9 protein-coding genes and 1 pseudogene are annotated in these 14,994 nt (G+C 56.1%); 1 reads left to right on the forward strand and 9 read right to left on the reverse strand.

Going from position 1 to position 14,994, the window contains the following annotated elements:
- A pseudogene (locus AB4Y35_RS41450) lies at positions 1-124 on the forward strand (IS630 family transposase); the annotation flags it as partial.
- Positions 125-707: 583 nt separating this feature from the next.
- On the opposite strand, the gene AB4Y35_RS41455 reads toward AB4Y35_RS41450, so the two are convergent.
- From AB4Y35_RS41455 to nodS, 9 genes are all read right to left on the reverse strand, one after another.
- Entirely contained in the window at positions 708-2,063 is a 1,356-nt protein-coding gene (locus AB4Y35_RS41455; RefSeq protein WP_368692662.1) for a carboxyl transferase domain-containing protein, read from the reverse strand.
- Between the two features lie 71 nt (positions 2,064-2,134).
- Positions 2,135-3,475: an amidase family protein gene (locus tag AB4Y35_RS41460; protein ID WP_368692663.1), complete on the reverse strand. Its 1,341-nt coding sequence runs from the start codon at positions 3,473-3,475 to the stop codon at positions 2,135-2,137.
- 35 nt (positions 3,476-3,510) lie between these two features.
- Entirely contained in the window at positions 3,511-5,199 is a 1,689-nt protein-coding gene (locus AB4Y35_RS41465; RefSeq protein ID WP_368692664.1) for an NAD(P)/FAD-dependent oxidoreductase, read from the reverse strand.
- Positions 5,200-5,862: 663 nt separating this feature from the next.
- Positions 5,863-8,907 (reverse strand): efflux RND transporter permease subunit, encoded by a 3,045-nt coding sequence (locus AB4Y35_RS41470; protein ID WP_368692665.1) that lies wholly within the window; start codon positions 8,905-8,907, stop codon positions 5,863-5,865.
- Between the two features lie 11 nt (positions 8,908-8,918).
- On the reverse strand, positions 8,919-10,070 hold the full coding sequence (locus AB4Y35_RS41475) for an efflux RND transporter periplasmic adaptor subunit (protein WP_368692666.1): 1,152 nt from the start codon (positions 10,068-10,070) through the stop codon (positions 8,919-8,921).
- A gap of 94 nt (positions 10,071-10,164) precedes the next feature.
- Positions 10,165-11,757: an efflux transporter outer membrane subunit gene (locus AB4Y35_RS41480; protein ID WP_368692667.1), complete on the reverse strand. Its 1,593-nt coding sequence runs from the start codon at positions 11,755-11,757 to the stop codon at positions 10,165-10,167.
- 101 nt (positions 11,758-11,858) lie between these two features.
- Entirely contained in the window at positions 11,859-12,476 is a 618-nt protein-coding gene (cysC, locus tag AB4Y35_RS41485) for an adenylyl-sulfate kinase (protein WP_368692668.1), read from the reverse strand.
- 76 nt (positions 12,477-12,552) lie between these two features.
- A complete protein-coding gene (nodU, locus tag AB4Y35_RS41490) occupies positions 12,553-14,283 on the reverse strand; it encodes a nodulation protein NodU (protein WP_368692669.1) in 1,731 nt (576 codons plus the stop codon).
- Between the two features lies 1 nt (position 14,284).
- Positions 14,285-14,914, reverse strand: coding sequence for a nodulation methyltransferase NodS (gene nodS / locus AB4Y35_RS41495; protein ID WP_368692670.1), 630 nt, complete (start codon positions 14,912-14,914; stop codon positions 14,285-14,287).
- Between the last annotated feature and the right edge of the window lie 80 nt (positions 14,915-14,994).

Raw genomic sequence — 14,994 nt, forward strand, 5'->3', positions numbered from 1 at the left:
GGATCTCGACAAAAAGCTCATGCGGTACATACGTCAATACAATAAGCAGGCACTCCCATTGAAATGGAAGTACTCCGATCCATCGCGGAGAATCCGGTGCAATTCATCTGGTTCAACGGACTAGGAGACGCGAGAAATGACAGCTAGCATTCAACGATTTGATTTTCCCGCCCCACATCATAATTGAGCGGATGGCCAAGTGCGGAATAACCGACGGTCGCTTGTTGAAGGCGTCCTGTATGGTCCAGCAAAGTGGTGTACTCGGGGCGGTAATGGCCGAAGTCCCGGTGCTGCACCGATAACGCCGACGATCAGCGGCTGATAGCAAATTCGCTGGCACGCGCGACGGTCTTCGCAACGTTGTCCCCGACAGGCGATCGGGTGAAACAGGGGCATACGCAAATTACCGATATGATGCACGAACTTGAACATGGCAACGTACGTGGAACGTCGCGAGGGCAGTAAGGCGCAGGCGCGAAACTTGACGTGGGCACCTGAGTTTCTGAGACCTTCTTCCAAATTCTGCGGCCGCAGTCTAGTTCTCTGCACGGGTAAACGATCACGTATCGCTGATTGCGCATCGACAGAGCCTCGATTTTGCTGAAACCTTCAGAAGGCTGAGGGCTTTTGATGGTGCAAAACGGTCCTCTTCGAGGCGCCATTGCGCGCGGTCGTACGCTAAAATCTTCCGTGAGGAAGAGACTGCGTCACGTCGGGAACAGATATCTGACAACCTGTTGTCTAGTTTCTTCAATCTCTATTACGTCTGTAATCAGGCCATTAGCCTTCAACAGATTGGGATTCTGGATCTCGTCCGATAGCTTCCGCATCGTGTCTCTAGTAGCGCCGTCAGCGCCAGATATCACTTTGCTCATTGTCTCTGGACTAAAAACGCCGATGTGTGCCTGCGGATACGCCAGCACGGCTATTGGATCGAATCCGGGACCGCTCATCGCATACACACCGCCGGTGTAGGCTTTTCGGACGACGAGCAGTAGCTTAGGCACGTGGCATCTGACATGTGCTCTGAACAACTCCGCCGCTGCCAAAAATATGCCGCTATTTTCAGCTTCCCTGCCTATCATGAACCCGGGAATGTCGGCAAGGAAGATGATTGGCATGCTGGTTTTTGCAGCAATGTTTATCATTTTTGCCATCTTGGCCGCGGATTTTCGGTGGATGGCGCCGCTACTGAATCGCGGGTTGTTTGCCACGATCGCCGCGAAATGTCCCTTGACGCGCGCATAGCCTGTCAATGCTTCTTGTGCGTATTCGGCGTTTGTCTCAGTGAAGCTGCCTTTGTCGACAAAAGAGAGCAGCAAATGATGCATGTCGTAGGGTGTGCGGTGATCGGGTGGAATCAGATTTTCAAAATCGACTGCATCGGGTTCCTGATATTCGAGCATGGCCGGCGCCTTGTCTTTGACGAGGCAGCGCAGAAAATCTCTTACGCATTCGAATAGACGGCGTTCATCTTCGAACGCGAGATGAACTGACCCTGAGCCCCTGCAGTGAACGTCTGTTCCGCCAAGCGAATACAGATCCGACTGCTCAGCCAGCATCGCCTTCACCATATCCGGACGGCCCATACATAGGGCCCCTTTGCTAGTCATCAACACCAGATCGGCGAGCATGATCGGAAGAGCCAATGGGCCTGACGTCGGTCCAAGTATTGCTGAGATCAGCAGATTGGTCTCTGCTAACTCTGCGAGCGACGCGCTGACCCTGCCCATACCTATTGGAGACAAAAGCAATCTCGACATATCCGATGAAATTACCTTCGTTGTATCGAAACTGCCCACCTCTCCCGGATGATCCTGTATGTAGATCAACGGAGCCCGCTGGTCCCGGGCCTGAGTCACTGTGCTTATGATTTGCTCGGCGGTGCGCCATTGTCCGGTTGCCTTGAACATACAGTCTTGACCACGATTCATGACCAGAAACGACTTGACCGAATTGATCAGTCCCTCGCCGCAGAGGAAGTGGGATTCCGCTTTTGGATCATGGTCCACAAAGCTACCCGCGTCAAAAAGCATGCTTATTCTTTGCAACGAAATCTGCATGAAGTGTTTACCTCGGAGCGGTGTGTGATCGTTTGGAAGTCCAGCGCCAGCGCGGCGGAAAGTCGCGTACGCTACGAAGCAAGAATCTCTTCCGCAGCGGCTGCCATCAGGAGGAGCCGGCGGTCTTGGCCGCGTGCGGCATCAAGGCTCAATCCCACGGGTAATGCATCGTTCGGCGCTACAGGCAAGGTAATGGAGGGCATTGCGACATTGCTGGCGAGGTCGGTGTTCCGAATCACGTCGGCGAACAGTCCTGGACGCTCCGCATCGCTAACGTGAGGAATGGTGAGCGGGACAGTGGGATAAGCGAGAAAATCGATCCCTCGAGCGTTGAGCAGCGCATTCATTTGCAGCCGCAAGGCGCTAACGTTCTGCACTGCGGCGGAATAGTCTTTTGCGGAGATCAGATTTCCGTCAAGTTGTTGATGAATGATGCTCCTTACGCGCTTGTCATGGATGTTCTCGAACACAGCATTAACCCTGCTTCCCCATCCAAGCGAGAGCAGTGCGCGTGGAAAGTCCGTAAAAAATTCGTAAACCGGAATGGTAAAAGTGCCGAACTTACTTAATTCGGAAACAACTGCGTCATCGAGGTCGACGCACTGAAATCCTGCGCGAGTGAGACGCCTGATCGCCCGCCAGCAGTGATCCAGAACGTCATCATCCACGTCGTTCCACATGGAGTTTGGAAGACCGATTCGGCAGCGAGTATCTGTTTGTTTTGACGGGATTTGTCTATCGGAACTCAGCAAGTCATACAGAAACAAAGCGTCTTTCGCTGTCCGCGTCAGGAGGCCCGGTGAGTCCTTCGTGCGTGAAACCGGAATGATTCCGGTTGAAGACCACCGGCCACTTGTTGGTCTGAAACCCGCTATGCCGCAAAAGGCCGCGGGTATCCTCACCGAGCCACCAGTGTCGGTTCCGATCGCCATCGGGACAATACCGGCTGCCACAGCTGCGGCGCAGCCACCGCTGCTTCCGCCGGACAAATGGCCCGGAGCCACCGGATTACCCACGGTTCCCCAATGAGGATTGACGGACGTGATTCCAAAGCTCAGTTCATGCATGTTGTTCTTGCCGGCGACGACGGCGCCGAGAGATTTGAGTTTTCTGACCAAAAGTGCGTCGCGAGTGGCTATACAATCTTCCATGCCCGGTGTCCCGGCGGTTACAGGGAGTCCCTTGACGCAGATATTGTCTTTTGTAGAAAAAGGAATGCCGTAGAGTGGCGCACCTCTCAGAGTGTCATTCGCTCTCGCAAAGTGCGCCTCCGGGCTGCGAGCACGTATGAAACAGTTTAGATGCGTCTGGCGAGCGTCAGCGTTCAGTGCGTGGTCCCGGATTTCTTCCGCTATAACTGCTCCCGACCTTACGAGGTCGCAAAGCGATTCAAGAGTGTTTTGAAAATACATAAATTTTTGCAGGTGGGAGGTCTGAGCGCGCGATTTTAGTAGCAGTAGGCACTGCGTATTTCGTCAAGAGGGTTGCCAGGTAAAAGATCTCCGCCGACGCTACGTATAACGGCGCATGCGCTGTTGATCGCTGTCTGCACGGCTCCCTCAATCCACCCACCGGTGAAAGAACAGCCGCATCCTGCCAGGTAGAGCCCTGTATCGCTTGCTGGATCGTTTGCCGTCTGGAATTGAAAAAACAGACGCTGCGAATAGACATCCTCACCTGGGTAGTTGAGCTTGAAGGCGCCGCACGAATGAGGATCGGTTAGCCAGTCATGGTGGAGGACGCAGTGTTCATAGTCCTCATCTGCAGGGATTAGGTGACGCGCAAGTTCTGGATGGAAGGTAGACAGGTCGTCGACTAAGCACTCGCACCGCTCTCTTTTGTCTGAAACACTCAACAACTTATGAGCGTCGTCCTCCCAAGTATAGCTGAGCAAAACCACACCCCGGCCATCTGGGTTGTGAGGTTCGTAGTCAAGGCAGTATACGCCTCGTGCGAAGCTGTCAGACTGGATGGTGACGGGAAGTTTCTTGTTTATCCAGAACTTGTCTCGGGTGAGCATGAAGAGCTTTGACGATCCGGTCAGATGGGTTTCTCTGACCGCTCTTGATACGTCGCGGCTGAGAAAGGTTTCGTCATCTGTCAAGCCATGAACCATCTGCATCGCCCTGTTGTTGCTGGTGACGATCAACCGGTCAAACGTCGCAATTTCTTCTTCGTCGGTCATGAGCTTGATCTCTGCACCTTCCTTGTAGATGCGACCGACGCCGCTAAAGCGAACCCGTTCGGCGACCGTGCTTCCACAAATATTCTCGCCTGCAATGCGTTCAGACAACGTTGAAATTCCACACGAGACGAGGCGTTGATCGTCCATGTAACCGTTAATGACGAGACGCAGAATCTCGGTGAATCCGGCCTGAAAGACAGGAAGAAAACCACCCGAGCCAATCCCAAGAGATCCAAACAATTCGAAGTCGTATGGTCTTTCCCACGCAGTACCTCCAGGTGGGCAAGGACCCGTGAAAATGGTGATCATGGCGGCATAGAACGAACTGTCGCGAAATAAATCCAGCCATCTTTGCCACGCGGCGCGTGCCTCTCTAAAACGCTGTGCTTTCAACATCGCCGTAATTTCGGCCGGCGCGACGAGAGATATGCCGTTGATCACGCATCCATCCCGCAGAAGGGCTCTCCAGCCTTCGTGTACACGCCTGAATAGAGGCGGCGGCGGATCTCCGGCCGGCCAAATATGGCGAACGCCCCGATAATGCAGCTCCGTATTAACGACTCCAGGGTCGGGGAACGATGCTGTGGTGGGAATATCGTACCGGTCAAGGTAATGAAAAAGACCGGTCGAACTTGGAGGAAACCGCATTGCGCCCATTTCGGCGATGAGATGTGGGTGCTCCGAGTCAAACGCCTGTGACCACAACCTGCCGCCAATCCGATCGCGAGCTTCAAACACAGTGACGTCGCCTATACCTGCTCGCATTAGTTCGCTAGCAGCAAGAAGGCCGCTGATGCCTGCCCCCACGATAGCAACGCGTGGACTTTCGATATTCGAGGAAAGCGTCCCGATTGCCCCTGCAGATGCGCCCCGCTCCAAAAACGGAGCATAGTCATACAGCAAATCGACGGTCGGCGATAGGCCTTTAGAAGGCAAAACGCAGTTTTTCATGGATTCTCTCCTGTAATGGCAATGCATCGAGGCGAAAGTCGATGATGGCGGGGAAGTGACGCACGAATCTCGATAGAACAGGTCGAGATCCATATATCGATGCTGATAACGTTTTGCTACATCAGTAGAAAAATGACGCACTGGGATATCTATGCAATCGACGATAGCAATCCGCCGTGGCGAAATCAAACAAGTAAAATTGATGTCTATAGCAATCTGACGCGTGCTATGGATCGTTGTGTCGATAGTGTGAAAATGGAGATGCTATACCTGAGATCCGACAATGTGCTCTGGGTCAACCTTAGGCGCGCTGACAACGATGGACTTTGCATCGGGTCAGAAACCTCGTCGCGCTCGTGCGTTTGCGTCGGGTCACGACCCCAGCACCTTGATCCATGTGCCATTGCAAGCGTGTGACGCTTCATTGTTCTCTTGTCCATCTCATTGCCTGTGAGCTCAATAGCGCTCGACGAGCACGACCGGTGGGCCTTCCAGCGTTGGCTTCCGTAACCGCAGAAGGGTGGGTTAGGCGTGCTCGACGAAATCCAAAGCCAAGCAGCGCATCGCTTGTCCTCACGCGGCAATCATGCTGACGCACGGGTGCCGGGGAGTGCGTATTTTGAATAGACGAAGACATCGCTACTGCACAGATGGACAACCAGGTCATGACTGGTCTTTTGGCGTCCCTTGATGATTTGCACCCAGCAACATATACATTGCCGGTACGACGAACAGTGTGAACGCAGTGCCGATCGATAGTCCGGTGAAGATCACTAGGCCCATTGCGTTGCGGCCTGCTGCGCCCGCGCCCGAGGCGACGACTAAGGGCAGTACGCCGAGCACCATGGCGACCGTCGTCATGAGGATCGGGCGTAAGCGTGCACCTGCCGCTTCCTCCAAGGCTTCTCGCTTGCCGCGGCCCACGCGCTGAAGCTGGTTTGCGAACTGCACGACAAGAATCGCATGTTTGCTGACGAGCCCCATGAGCGTGACAAGTCCAACCTGCGTATAGATGTTGAGCGTCGAAAAGCCGGCATTGATGAAGACGAGAGCACCGAAGAGCGCCATCGGGACGGACACCAAAATGACCAGGGCATCGCGGAAGCTTTCGAATTGCGCTGAAAGCGCAAGGAACACGATAATCGTCGCGAACATGAGCGTGACCAGGAAGTTACCGGACTCTTGCATGAACTGGCGCGATAGCCCTGCGTAGTCGGTGTTGTAACCTGCCGGAGCTGCGTCGGTCGTGGACTTACGAAGGAAGTCGAGAACTTCGCCCTGGGAGACGCTAGGTGAGATCACAGCGGAGATCGTTGCCGCATTGAGTTGCTGGAACCGATTGATCGATTCGGGGACGACCGCTTGCTTCAGGTGCGCAACCGTCGACGCCGGAATCATGCTGCCGTCCGGCGTCCGCAAGTAATAGTCGAGTACCTGTGACGGATTCAGTCGATCTATTTGCTGGACTTGCGGAATCACCTTGTATGAGCGGCCAGCGATCGAGAAGTAGTTTGCGTAGTTACCGCCGAGTGCAGCGCCTAGCGCCTGTCCTACATCGCTTTGCGTGAGGCCGAGTGACGCGATCTTGTCGCGGTCAACTATGACGACCGTTTCTGGCTTGTCGATCCTTAGATCGCTATCGACAAAGAGAAACATGCCACTTGCACGCGCTTTCTGGAGTACGTCTTTCGCCACCTCGTCGAGATTCTCGAAGGGCTCTGTCGTGCTGATCACGAATTGCACGGGGAAACCCTGTGCGCCCGGCAAAGGCGGGAACTGGAACGCGGCGACACGAGCACCAGCAATGCCATTCCACCTCTGCTGGAGCTCCTGTTGTAGATCGGTTGCGCCTCTTTTCCGCTTGTCCCAAGTCTTGAAGAGCACGCCGCCGAAGCCCTGATTCAACGTTGGCAGGCCAGTTAGCTGAAACATCTGGGCATACTCGGGCAAGCGCTTCGACATTTCTAATATCTGATCGGCGTATGTCTGCATTTGCTGGACTGTGGCATTCGGCGGGCCCTGGATCAGCGATAGGACGATGCCTTGGTCCTCCTGCGGCGCAAGCTCTGCCTGAGATGTTGAAAAGAGATACACGGTTCCGCAAAGCAGCATAACTCCCATGACGACGAACACGGAAGATGTGTCGAGGGCCGCGTGCAAGAGCCGCGCATAGCCGGTATGCACACGATCCAGCTGTCGATTGACGAAAACGGCGAAACGCCCGGACTCGTGCACGTTCTGGAAAATGCGCGAGCACATCATCGGCGACAGGGTTAGCGCAATCACGCCTGACACCGCGACGGCGCTCGCAAGGGTGAACGCAAATTCAGTGAAAAGGGTGCCTGTCAGGCCGCCCTGAAAGCCGATAGGCAGATATGCGGCGATCAGCACGGCGGTCATGGCCAGAATCGGGCCGCCAAGCTCGCGCGCGGCGGTTAGCGCGGCTTCCATGGGAGACTTGCCTTCATTCATGTGGCGGTCGACGTTCTCGACGACGATGATCGCATCGTCGACCACCAGCCCAATCGCGAGCACCATCGCGAGTAACGTCAACAGATTGATCGAGTAACCGAGCAACTGCATCATGAAGAACGTACCAATCAGCGAAAGCGGCATCGCGATCACGGGTACGATGACGGCGCGCAAGCGACCGAAGAAGAGGAAGATAACGGCCGTGACAATCAGCAACGCCTCGACGAGCGTCTTCACTACTTCATCAATCGCGCTGTTGATGAAGTCTGTCGCGTCGTAGACGATGTCACCAGCCATCCCCGTCGGGAACTGCTTCTGCAGATCGGGAAACACGGCTTTAACGCGTCTGGCCACATCGAGCACGTTTGCGTCAGGCGCTACCTTAATTCCGATAAACACAGAACGCTTGCCGCCAAATGCCACGCTGGAATCGTAATTGTCCGCGCCTAGCACGACATTGGCAACGTCCTCGAGACGCACTATCACTCCGTTCTTTTGTTTGACAGCCAGTTTCTGAAAGTCCTCCACCGAATGGACGTCGGTACGCGCGTTTAGACTGACGCTGGTCATCTGACCTTTTGTTGTGCCGAGTGTCGCGAGGTAGTTATTGTTGCCGAGTGCTGTGTAGACATCGGAAGCAGTGACATTATGTGCTGCGAGCTTGGTTGAATCGAGCCATGCGCGCAATGCGAACTGGCGACCGCCCAGTACTTCCGCGGTCTGCACGCCCTGAATGGAGTCGAGCTTCGGCTTCACGACGCGCAGCAGATAGTCGGTGACACTGTTGGGCGGCAGCACGTCGCTGTAGAAGCCCATATACATCGCGTCAGTGGTCTGACCCACCTGCATCGTCAGCACCGGCTGCTGGGCCTCGCGCGGCAACTGGTTACGCACTGACGCTATCTGTGTATTGATCTCGGTGAGTGCGCGGTTCGGATCATAATTCATGCGTAGTGTCGCGTTGATCGTCGACACGCCCGTGCTGCTTTTCGACGACATGTAGTCAATGCCCTGCACCTGGGCGATGGCGGCTTCCAGCGGCTGCGTGATAAACCCAGCCATTGTGTCGGCGCTCGCACCGTAATAGGAAGTGGTAAGCGTGACTACGCCCGTCTGGGTCTGAGGATATTCACTGACCTTCAGCGTGGAGAGCGAACGCAAGCCCAGTACGAGGATCAGCACGCTCAGTACTGACGCGAGGACCGGTCGGTTGAGAAAAATGTCGGTGAATTTCATCGGGAGGCCTTTCACTGCTCCTGAGGCGTCGGAGCAGGATTGTCCGCAGGCAGCACACGATTATTGATGATGAGCGGTGTGCCGTTCTGTAGCTTGAGCTGACCGCTCGTGACGACCTGCGCGCCTTCGTCGAGACCCCTCAGGATCGCCACCTGATCGCCGCGCGTGGGTCCCGGCGTCACGAATACCTGTTGCGCCACCGGCATCGTTTTACCGTGCGCGTTTTTGTGCTCGCTCGGTCTAATGACGAATACCGTTGCACCGTACGCATTGTGCGCGATCGCGGTTTGAGGCAAGGTCAGATAGCGCTGCTCGCTACTCACATCGATCTTCACGTTCGCGTACATGCCGGGCAACAGCTTGCGCTCGTGGTTGTCCAGCACCGCTTCGATCTGAACGTTGCGGGTCGCGTTGTCCACGCGCGGATTTATCGCGCGGACTTGGCCACTGAAGCTAAGGTTCGCAAATGTGCTTGTATTTACGGCGACGTGCTGTCCGGCCTCGAGTTGTCCCAGTTGCTCCTGGGGTAGGTGAAAGTCGACGTAAATGGGATCGACGACTTGCAGGGTAACAATTGCGTCCCCCGGGTTGATGTACTGGCCGGGATTAACGGTGGTGATCCCCACGCGTCCTGCGAAAGGTGCGCGAATGGTTTTCTTGGCGACGAGGGCAGCTTGCTGTTCGACTTGCGCCCGTTTGCTCTTCAGTTCGGCTGTGTCGGCATCCAACTGGGCTTTTGAGATGGCCTGAATGTCATACTGTGCCTTGTCGCGCGTGTAAACCGTTTGCGAAAGGTCCGCGGCAGCTTGTAGCGATGCGAGCTGTGCGCGATCAGAGTCGTCGTTGAGGCGCAGGAGAACCTGTCCGGCTTTCACCTCCTCACCGGAACTGAATTTGAGCTCGCGCACGAGGCCTGAGACTTCTGTCGTCACGTCGACGCCGTGCACCGCGCGCAGGCTGCCCGTGGCGGAAAGCTGTGGCTGCCAAGTCTGATAGCTGACCACAGCTGACGTGACCGTGGCGGCGGCCATGCCATCGCGCATCATGAACTTTTTAATCATATGCGCTTTGTAAAGATTGAAGCCGATGAGCGTGCCGAGCAGACTGCCCACGCAGATCAGCATGATGGTCATCCGTTTTCCTGTTGGTCTTTTCATCGTCATCGTAGTGTCCTTGCACGGCAAACTCACGACGCACAAGCGTCTTTGGCGCGTTACCCGTGAAACGTATGCGGCGCGTAGCAATCGTCATGAGCAATCACTGGGAGCGGGGGCCGGCGTTGGCATGCCCCTTCTCGTCATACGCCGTGTCATTCCACCAACCGCCACCCAGTGCCTGGAATAAAGCAGCTGTATCTGCATAGCGAGCTGCTTGCGCCTGCGCGAGATTCACGACGGCCTGCTGATATTGGCGCTGTGCGTCGAGCAGCGACAGATAGCTGACTCCGCCGACTCGAAACTGTCCGCGCGCCACATCCAGTGAACTGCTAGCCGAGCGCCAGGCGTCGGTTTGGGCGGCAAGAGCAGCCGCGTCGTGATCGAGTGCGCGCAACGTGTCCGCCACATCTTCGAACGCGAGCAGCACGACTTCCCGATATCGCGCGTTGGCCTCGTCAAAGGCGGCTTGCGCCGCCCTTTTTTTTGCGGTCAACTGCCCACCATGGAATATTGGTTGGGTGAGTCCCGCGCCGATGTTCCAGATCATGTCGGCATACTTCAGCATGCCAGCGGGCGTTAAAGACTGCGGGCCGTAATTCGCGGAGAGCATAAGTTGTGGATAGAGGTTTGCCGTGGCGACACCGACCTCGGCGCTCGCCTGGTGCAGCACGGCATCAGCGGCCAAAATATCCGGCCGCTGCCTGACCAGCGAGGAAGGCAGACTGACCGGCAAGGTTTGCGGTAGCGTGAACATCGACATCGTGAATTCGGACACACCTGTCTCGCTCGGTAATCTGCCCGAAAGCACGGCAAGCTGGTGCCGAGTCCGATCGAGCGACTGCCGCAGCAGCGGTAGCGTCGCCCGTGTTTGCGCGACTAACGTCTCTTCCGAGAGCACGGCAATCCGGTCCACGCCGCCGAACTCGAATTGCTTGCGCAAAACGCCAAGCTGCGTCTCCTCGTCGGCTACGATGTTCTCGGTCGCGCTGATCTGCTCACGCAGCGACGCTTCCTTGACGGCAGTCGTGACGATGTTTGCCGACAGTGCTAGGTAGGCGCCTTGCAGCTGAAAGCGCTCAAAATCGACCTGCGCGCCCAGCGATTCGAGCTCGCGCCGAACTCCACCAAACAGATCCAGATCATATGAAACACTTACTGATGTGTTGTATAGAGTCAGTATTTTGTTGACGTTGGGCTGCCCCAACGTCGCGCCGTTCAGCTTCTCACGTATCGCGTTGAGCTTGATATCGACAGAGGGGTAGAGTGCGCTGCCTGCTTGTGCGCTCAGATTCTCGGCGGCCTGGCGTAGCGCGGCACTGGCTGCTGCGATCGTTGGGCTATTTTTAAGTGCTTCGCTTATCAGCGTGTTGAGCGGCTCGCAGCGATAAAGCGTCCACCACTGAGCGGGCAGGTCGCCGCCGGCCGCAAACCGCTGCTCGAGACCCGCTTCGCCCTGCGACGAAGCCGTGCGATCAGGTAGAGGCGTTGCTGTGTAATGCTGAATCGCGGGTGGCGCTGGCGTGTGGTATTCTGGGCCGACCGTGCAGTCGGCCAGCGAGCCGAGCAGTGGAAACACTGCAGCGACTACTGCGGCACGCGTGACAACCCGGCCTGTTGTGCAGTGAAAAGCCACCGCGCACGATTGCGGATGCAAACGTGCACGACCGGAGCTGCAATGGACCTCGTCATTCATCTATCTATCTATCTACCTGGCTTGCGAGCGATGAGTGTTCTCAATTGTCGGATGCAGAACTCCCCCAGTTTCAACGGTGTTGCCGCGAAGCGTGTATGCAATCACGAATGATGGCAACGGTCAGAACTGTGGAGCCAATTCAGGACCATATCGGCACCTTCGTCGATGGACTTGCAACATGTGTCAATGAAGACGTCCGGATCCGTCGGCTCCTCATACGGGGAGTCGATGCCGGTGAAGCGCTGGATTGCGCCGCGCCTTGCCAGCCGATACAACCCTTTAGGGTCACGGGCCTCCGCCGCGGCTAAACTCGCGTGGACATGGATTTCGGCGAAATTACGGCGGCCCGCCGTAGAGCGGGCGAGTTCCCTATCGCGGCGGAACGGCGAGATGAGGCACACCAAAACAACGATGCCGGCGTCGGCCATTAATTTTGCGACCTCCGCGACGCGCCGTACGTTCTCGTGACGGTCTGCATCGGTAAAGCCAAGGTCTTTGCATAGACCGAGCCTGACGGAGTCGCCGTCAAGAATGTAGGTGAGTCGGCCAGCTGTATGGAGACGCGCCTCCACGGTGTCAGCGATAGCCGACTTTCCCGCAGCTGATAGGCCGGTAAACCAGAGAATGGCCGGCGTTTGCCGAAGCAAGCGTGCTCTTGCTTCCGGGGGAACCCGGAAGCCGTGCGCATACAACTCTAAAGTGGAAGGCTCATTCGCCATACTTGCCTACTTAGATCGGTCCGGTCGGGGTATGAGCTAGCGCTCACTTGTTGCGGCATTACGGTGCAGCTCAAATTCATGCGAGCCCAAACGATACCGGCTCATCGACTGACGCCGAAATCTCGTTTCGGCATGTCTTGGTAAATAGAAGACCATTGCACCAAACGTGTTCGACACGTCCCCATTCACACGCCGACGCAACATCGGGAAAAAAGCCTCGTCCCAGGTGGTTGGCGCTGGTGTTGCACAGCAAGGGAAGGCCTGTGAGCTTCTCGTATTCGATTAGCAGTTGCGCAACAGGGTGTTCGGATGACCTTGCAATGGTCTGCAATCGCGCAGAACCGTCGAGATGCACGACGGCAGGTATCCTGTCCCGCCATTCGTCGCGTGTTTGATGATCGAACAGCATGTAGGGGTCTGGAGTGCCGGGGAGAAATACAGCAGGCGCCCGGTCTTCAAGACATATGGGTGCCACAGGACGGAAATATTCCCGATGCTTGACATCGTTGAGAAGAGCCTTCATGCTCGGCGAAGTCGCAGCGGCGAGAATACTTCTCGCCCCAAGTGCTCGTGGGCCCAGCTCGGCGCGTCCGGCAAGAAAAACGACGGGTCTATTTTTGGCGAGAATATGTGCAAGTTCAGCTAGGGAACAAGGCGACGCAGACCAGCCGGGCACTCGGGTGCCCGTTTTCATTGCGGGGCCGCTATATACCGACCACTCTAACGGCATGAAGCCCTCGTTCGCGGCTATTGCGCAGCATGCGGTGCCGATCGCCGAACCGCTGTCGTTCGGAAAGGGCGGAATCCAGGTAGCGTCGAACAAGCCACTTGCGCGTAATGCACTGTTCCATTTGATATTGAGTCCACATCCGCCGGATATGCATAGGTTGCGCGGCCCAGGAATACAATGGCGCCGCAGAGCCTTTTCCATTTCGCGGACGAGTAGGCGCTCGAGGAAAGTATGGAAAGAGGCGAGTACGTCTTCGGCAGGTTTAGCCTGCAGCTCCGGCGCGCATGCGTGGAAGAAATCGCGTATCGCTGCGAGCGATGTACTCGGAAGATGGAGATTCTGGCGATAGTTTCGCGCAAGTTCTGTGTCGCCTGCAAAGCGTTCCAGGTAAAGATGGTGAAATATATCAACGATTTCTTCGTCGACTGACCCAAGGGCGATGTATGCCATTAGCTTTCCGGCCACTCCCAGGTCCCACTCCGCACCCGCCCCCTTTGCATACGGCCCGAAATGATGTCCGGCCGCCGCATACATTTGACCGATGATGGGGAATAACTGGCCAATGAGCCGCACGTCGTCGCGTCCTACATGGTACAACCGTGGCACCATGCCGCCATCCCACACTAGGCATAACGCAGGTTGCCCAAGTTGTGCGAACGGACTCGTGCAATATGCGGCGGCGACATGGCCGGACACGTGAGGGTAGCTCCTGTACCGATATGACTTGCCACCGATCAGCAGCCCAGTGCCGTCGACCGAAGCCAGAAGTTCGCCGTTTTCTCTTTCCGTATAGAGGGCACCCTCGAGGACGATTGGGCTGGGGCCGCTCAGCATCTGAAACTGCGACGTCACTTCGCCGTCCCAGCCGTCGATCACAAATTCGTCGATGTCGTCAGTCCGTAGACCGTGCTCGGCTAGTGCGGTTTCAATTGCATCGAGGTTCCGTATATCGTGATATCTCGGATTGTTGTCCCGCTTCTCCTGTTCGATGCAAAAAAGGAGCTTTCCATCTTCGACAACGGCGATTGCTCCGTCGTGTGTCAGCTTGAGGCCACAGATGCGCATGGTATTTTTCACCCTAGCAAGGGAAATCTGATTGATGGGAAAAATGCACCGCGTTCTGGAAGCATGCGAGCAGGCAATCCTCATTGGACGACTGGCCGACGCACTCGACTCGCTCAATCTCGGTGAACCGTTCGCTTAGCATCTTCAGCACCGTTTCAGCACCAGCAATATGTCCCCAGCGTTGACAATTGGCGTCACGTGCTGAACCGAATATCAACTGGCCGTCAGGCGCGAGTACGCATGCCAGTTTGTGGATAGCATCCCGCACTTCAGCGATGTCGGCGAGATAGTAGAAAACCTCCGCGACTACGATCAGTTCGAACCGCTCTGCGCAGGAAAAGTGCTGGACGTCTGCAACGATCCAGTTCACGTTTGGCGGGTAATTTAGCCGCTTGCGTGTCCTCGCAAGCGCTTGCGGCATCACATCCATCACGGTGAGCCGCTCACAGTAAGGTGCCAATTTTTCTGTGAATGCGCCCCCCGCACATCCGACCTCGAGAGCATGGGCAACGGGGCCTTTAGAGAGCGCTAACCGAAGCATGTGCATATGACGCTCACGCTCGAACGGATTACTGTCCAGTCGCCACGGATCGTCCGCGTCCAACTCCCTACGCAATAAGTCAAAATGCGTTACGTTTTTCAATTTAGTTTACCTGAGCGTGTGCGTTCAAATCTCGTTGCAGGACAGATCGAGCCGCTGACCGCATGTCCGGTTCAGATGCA

Source organism: Paraburkholderia sp. EG286A, assembly GCF_040965375.1.
GTDB lineage: Bacteria > Pseudomonadota > Gammaproteobacteria > Burkholderiales > Burkholderiaceae > Paraburkholderia.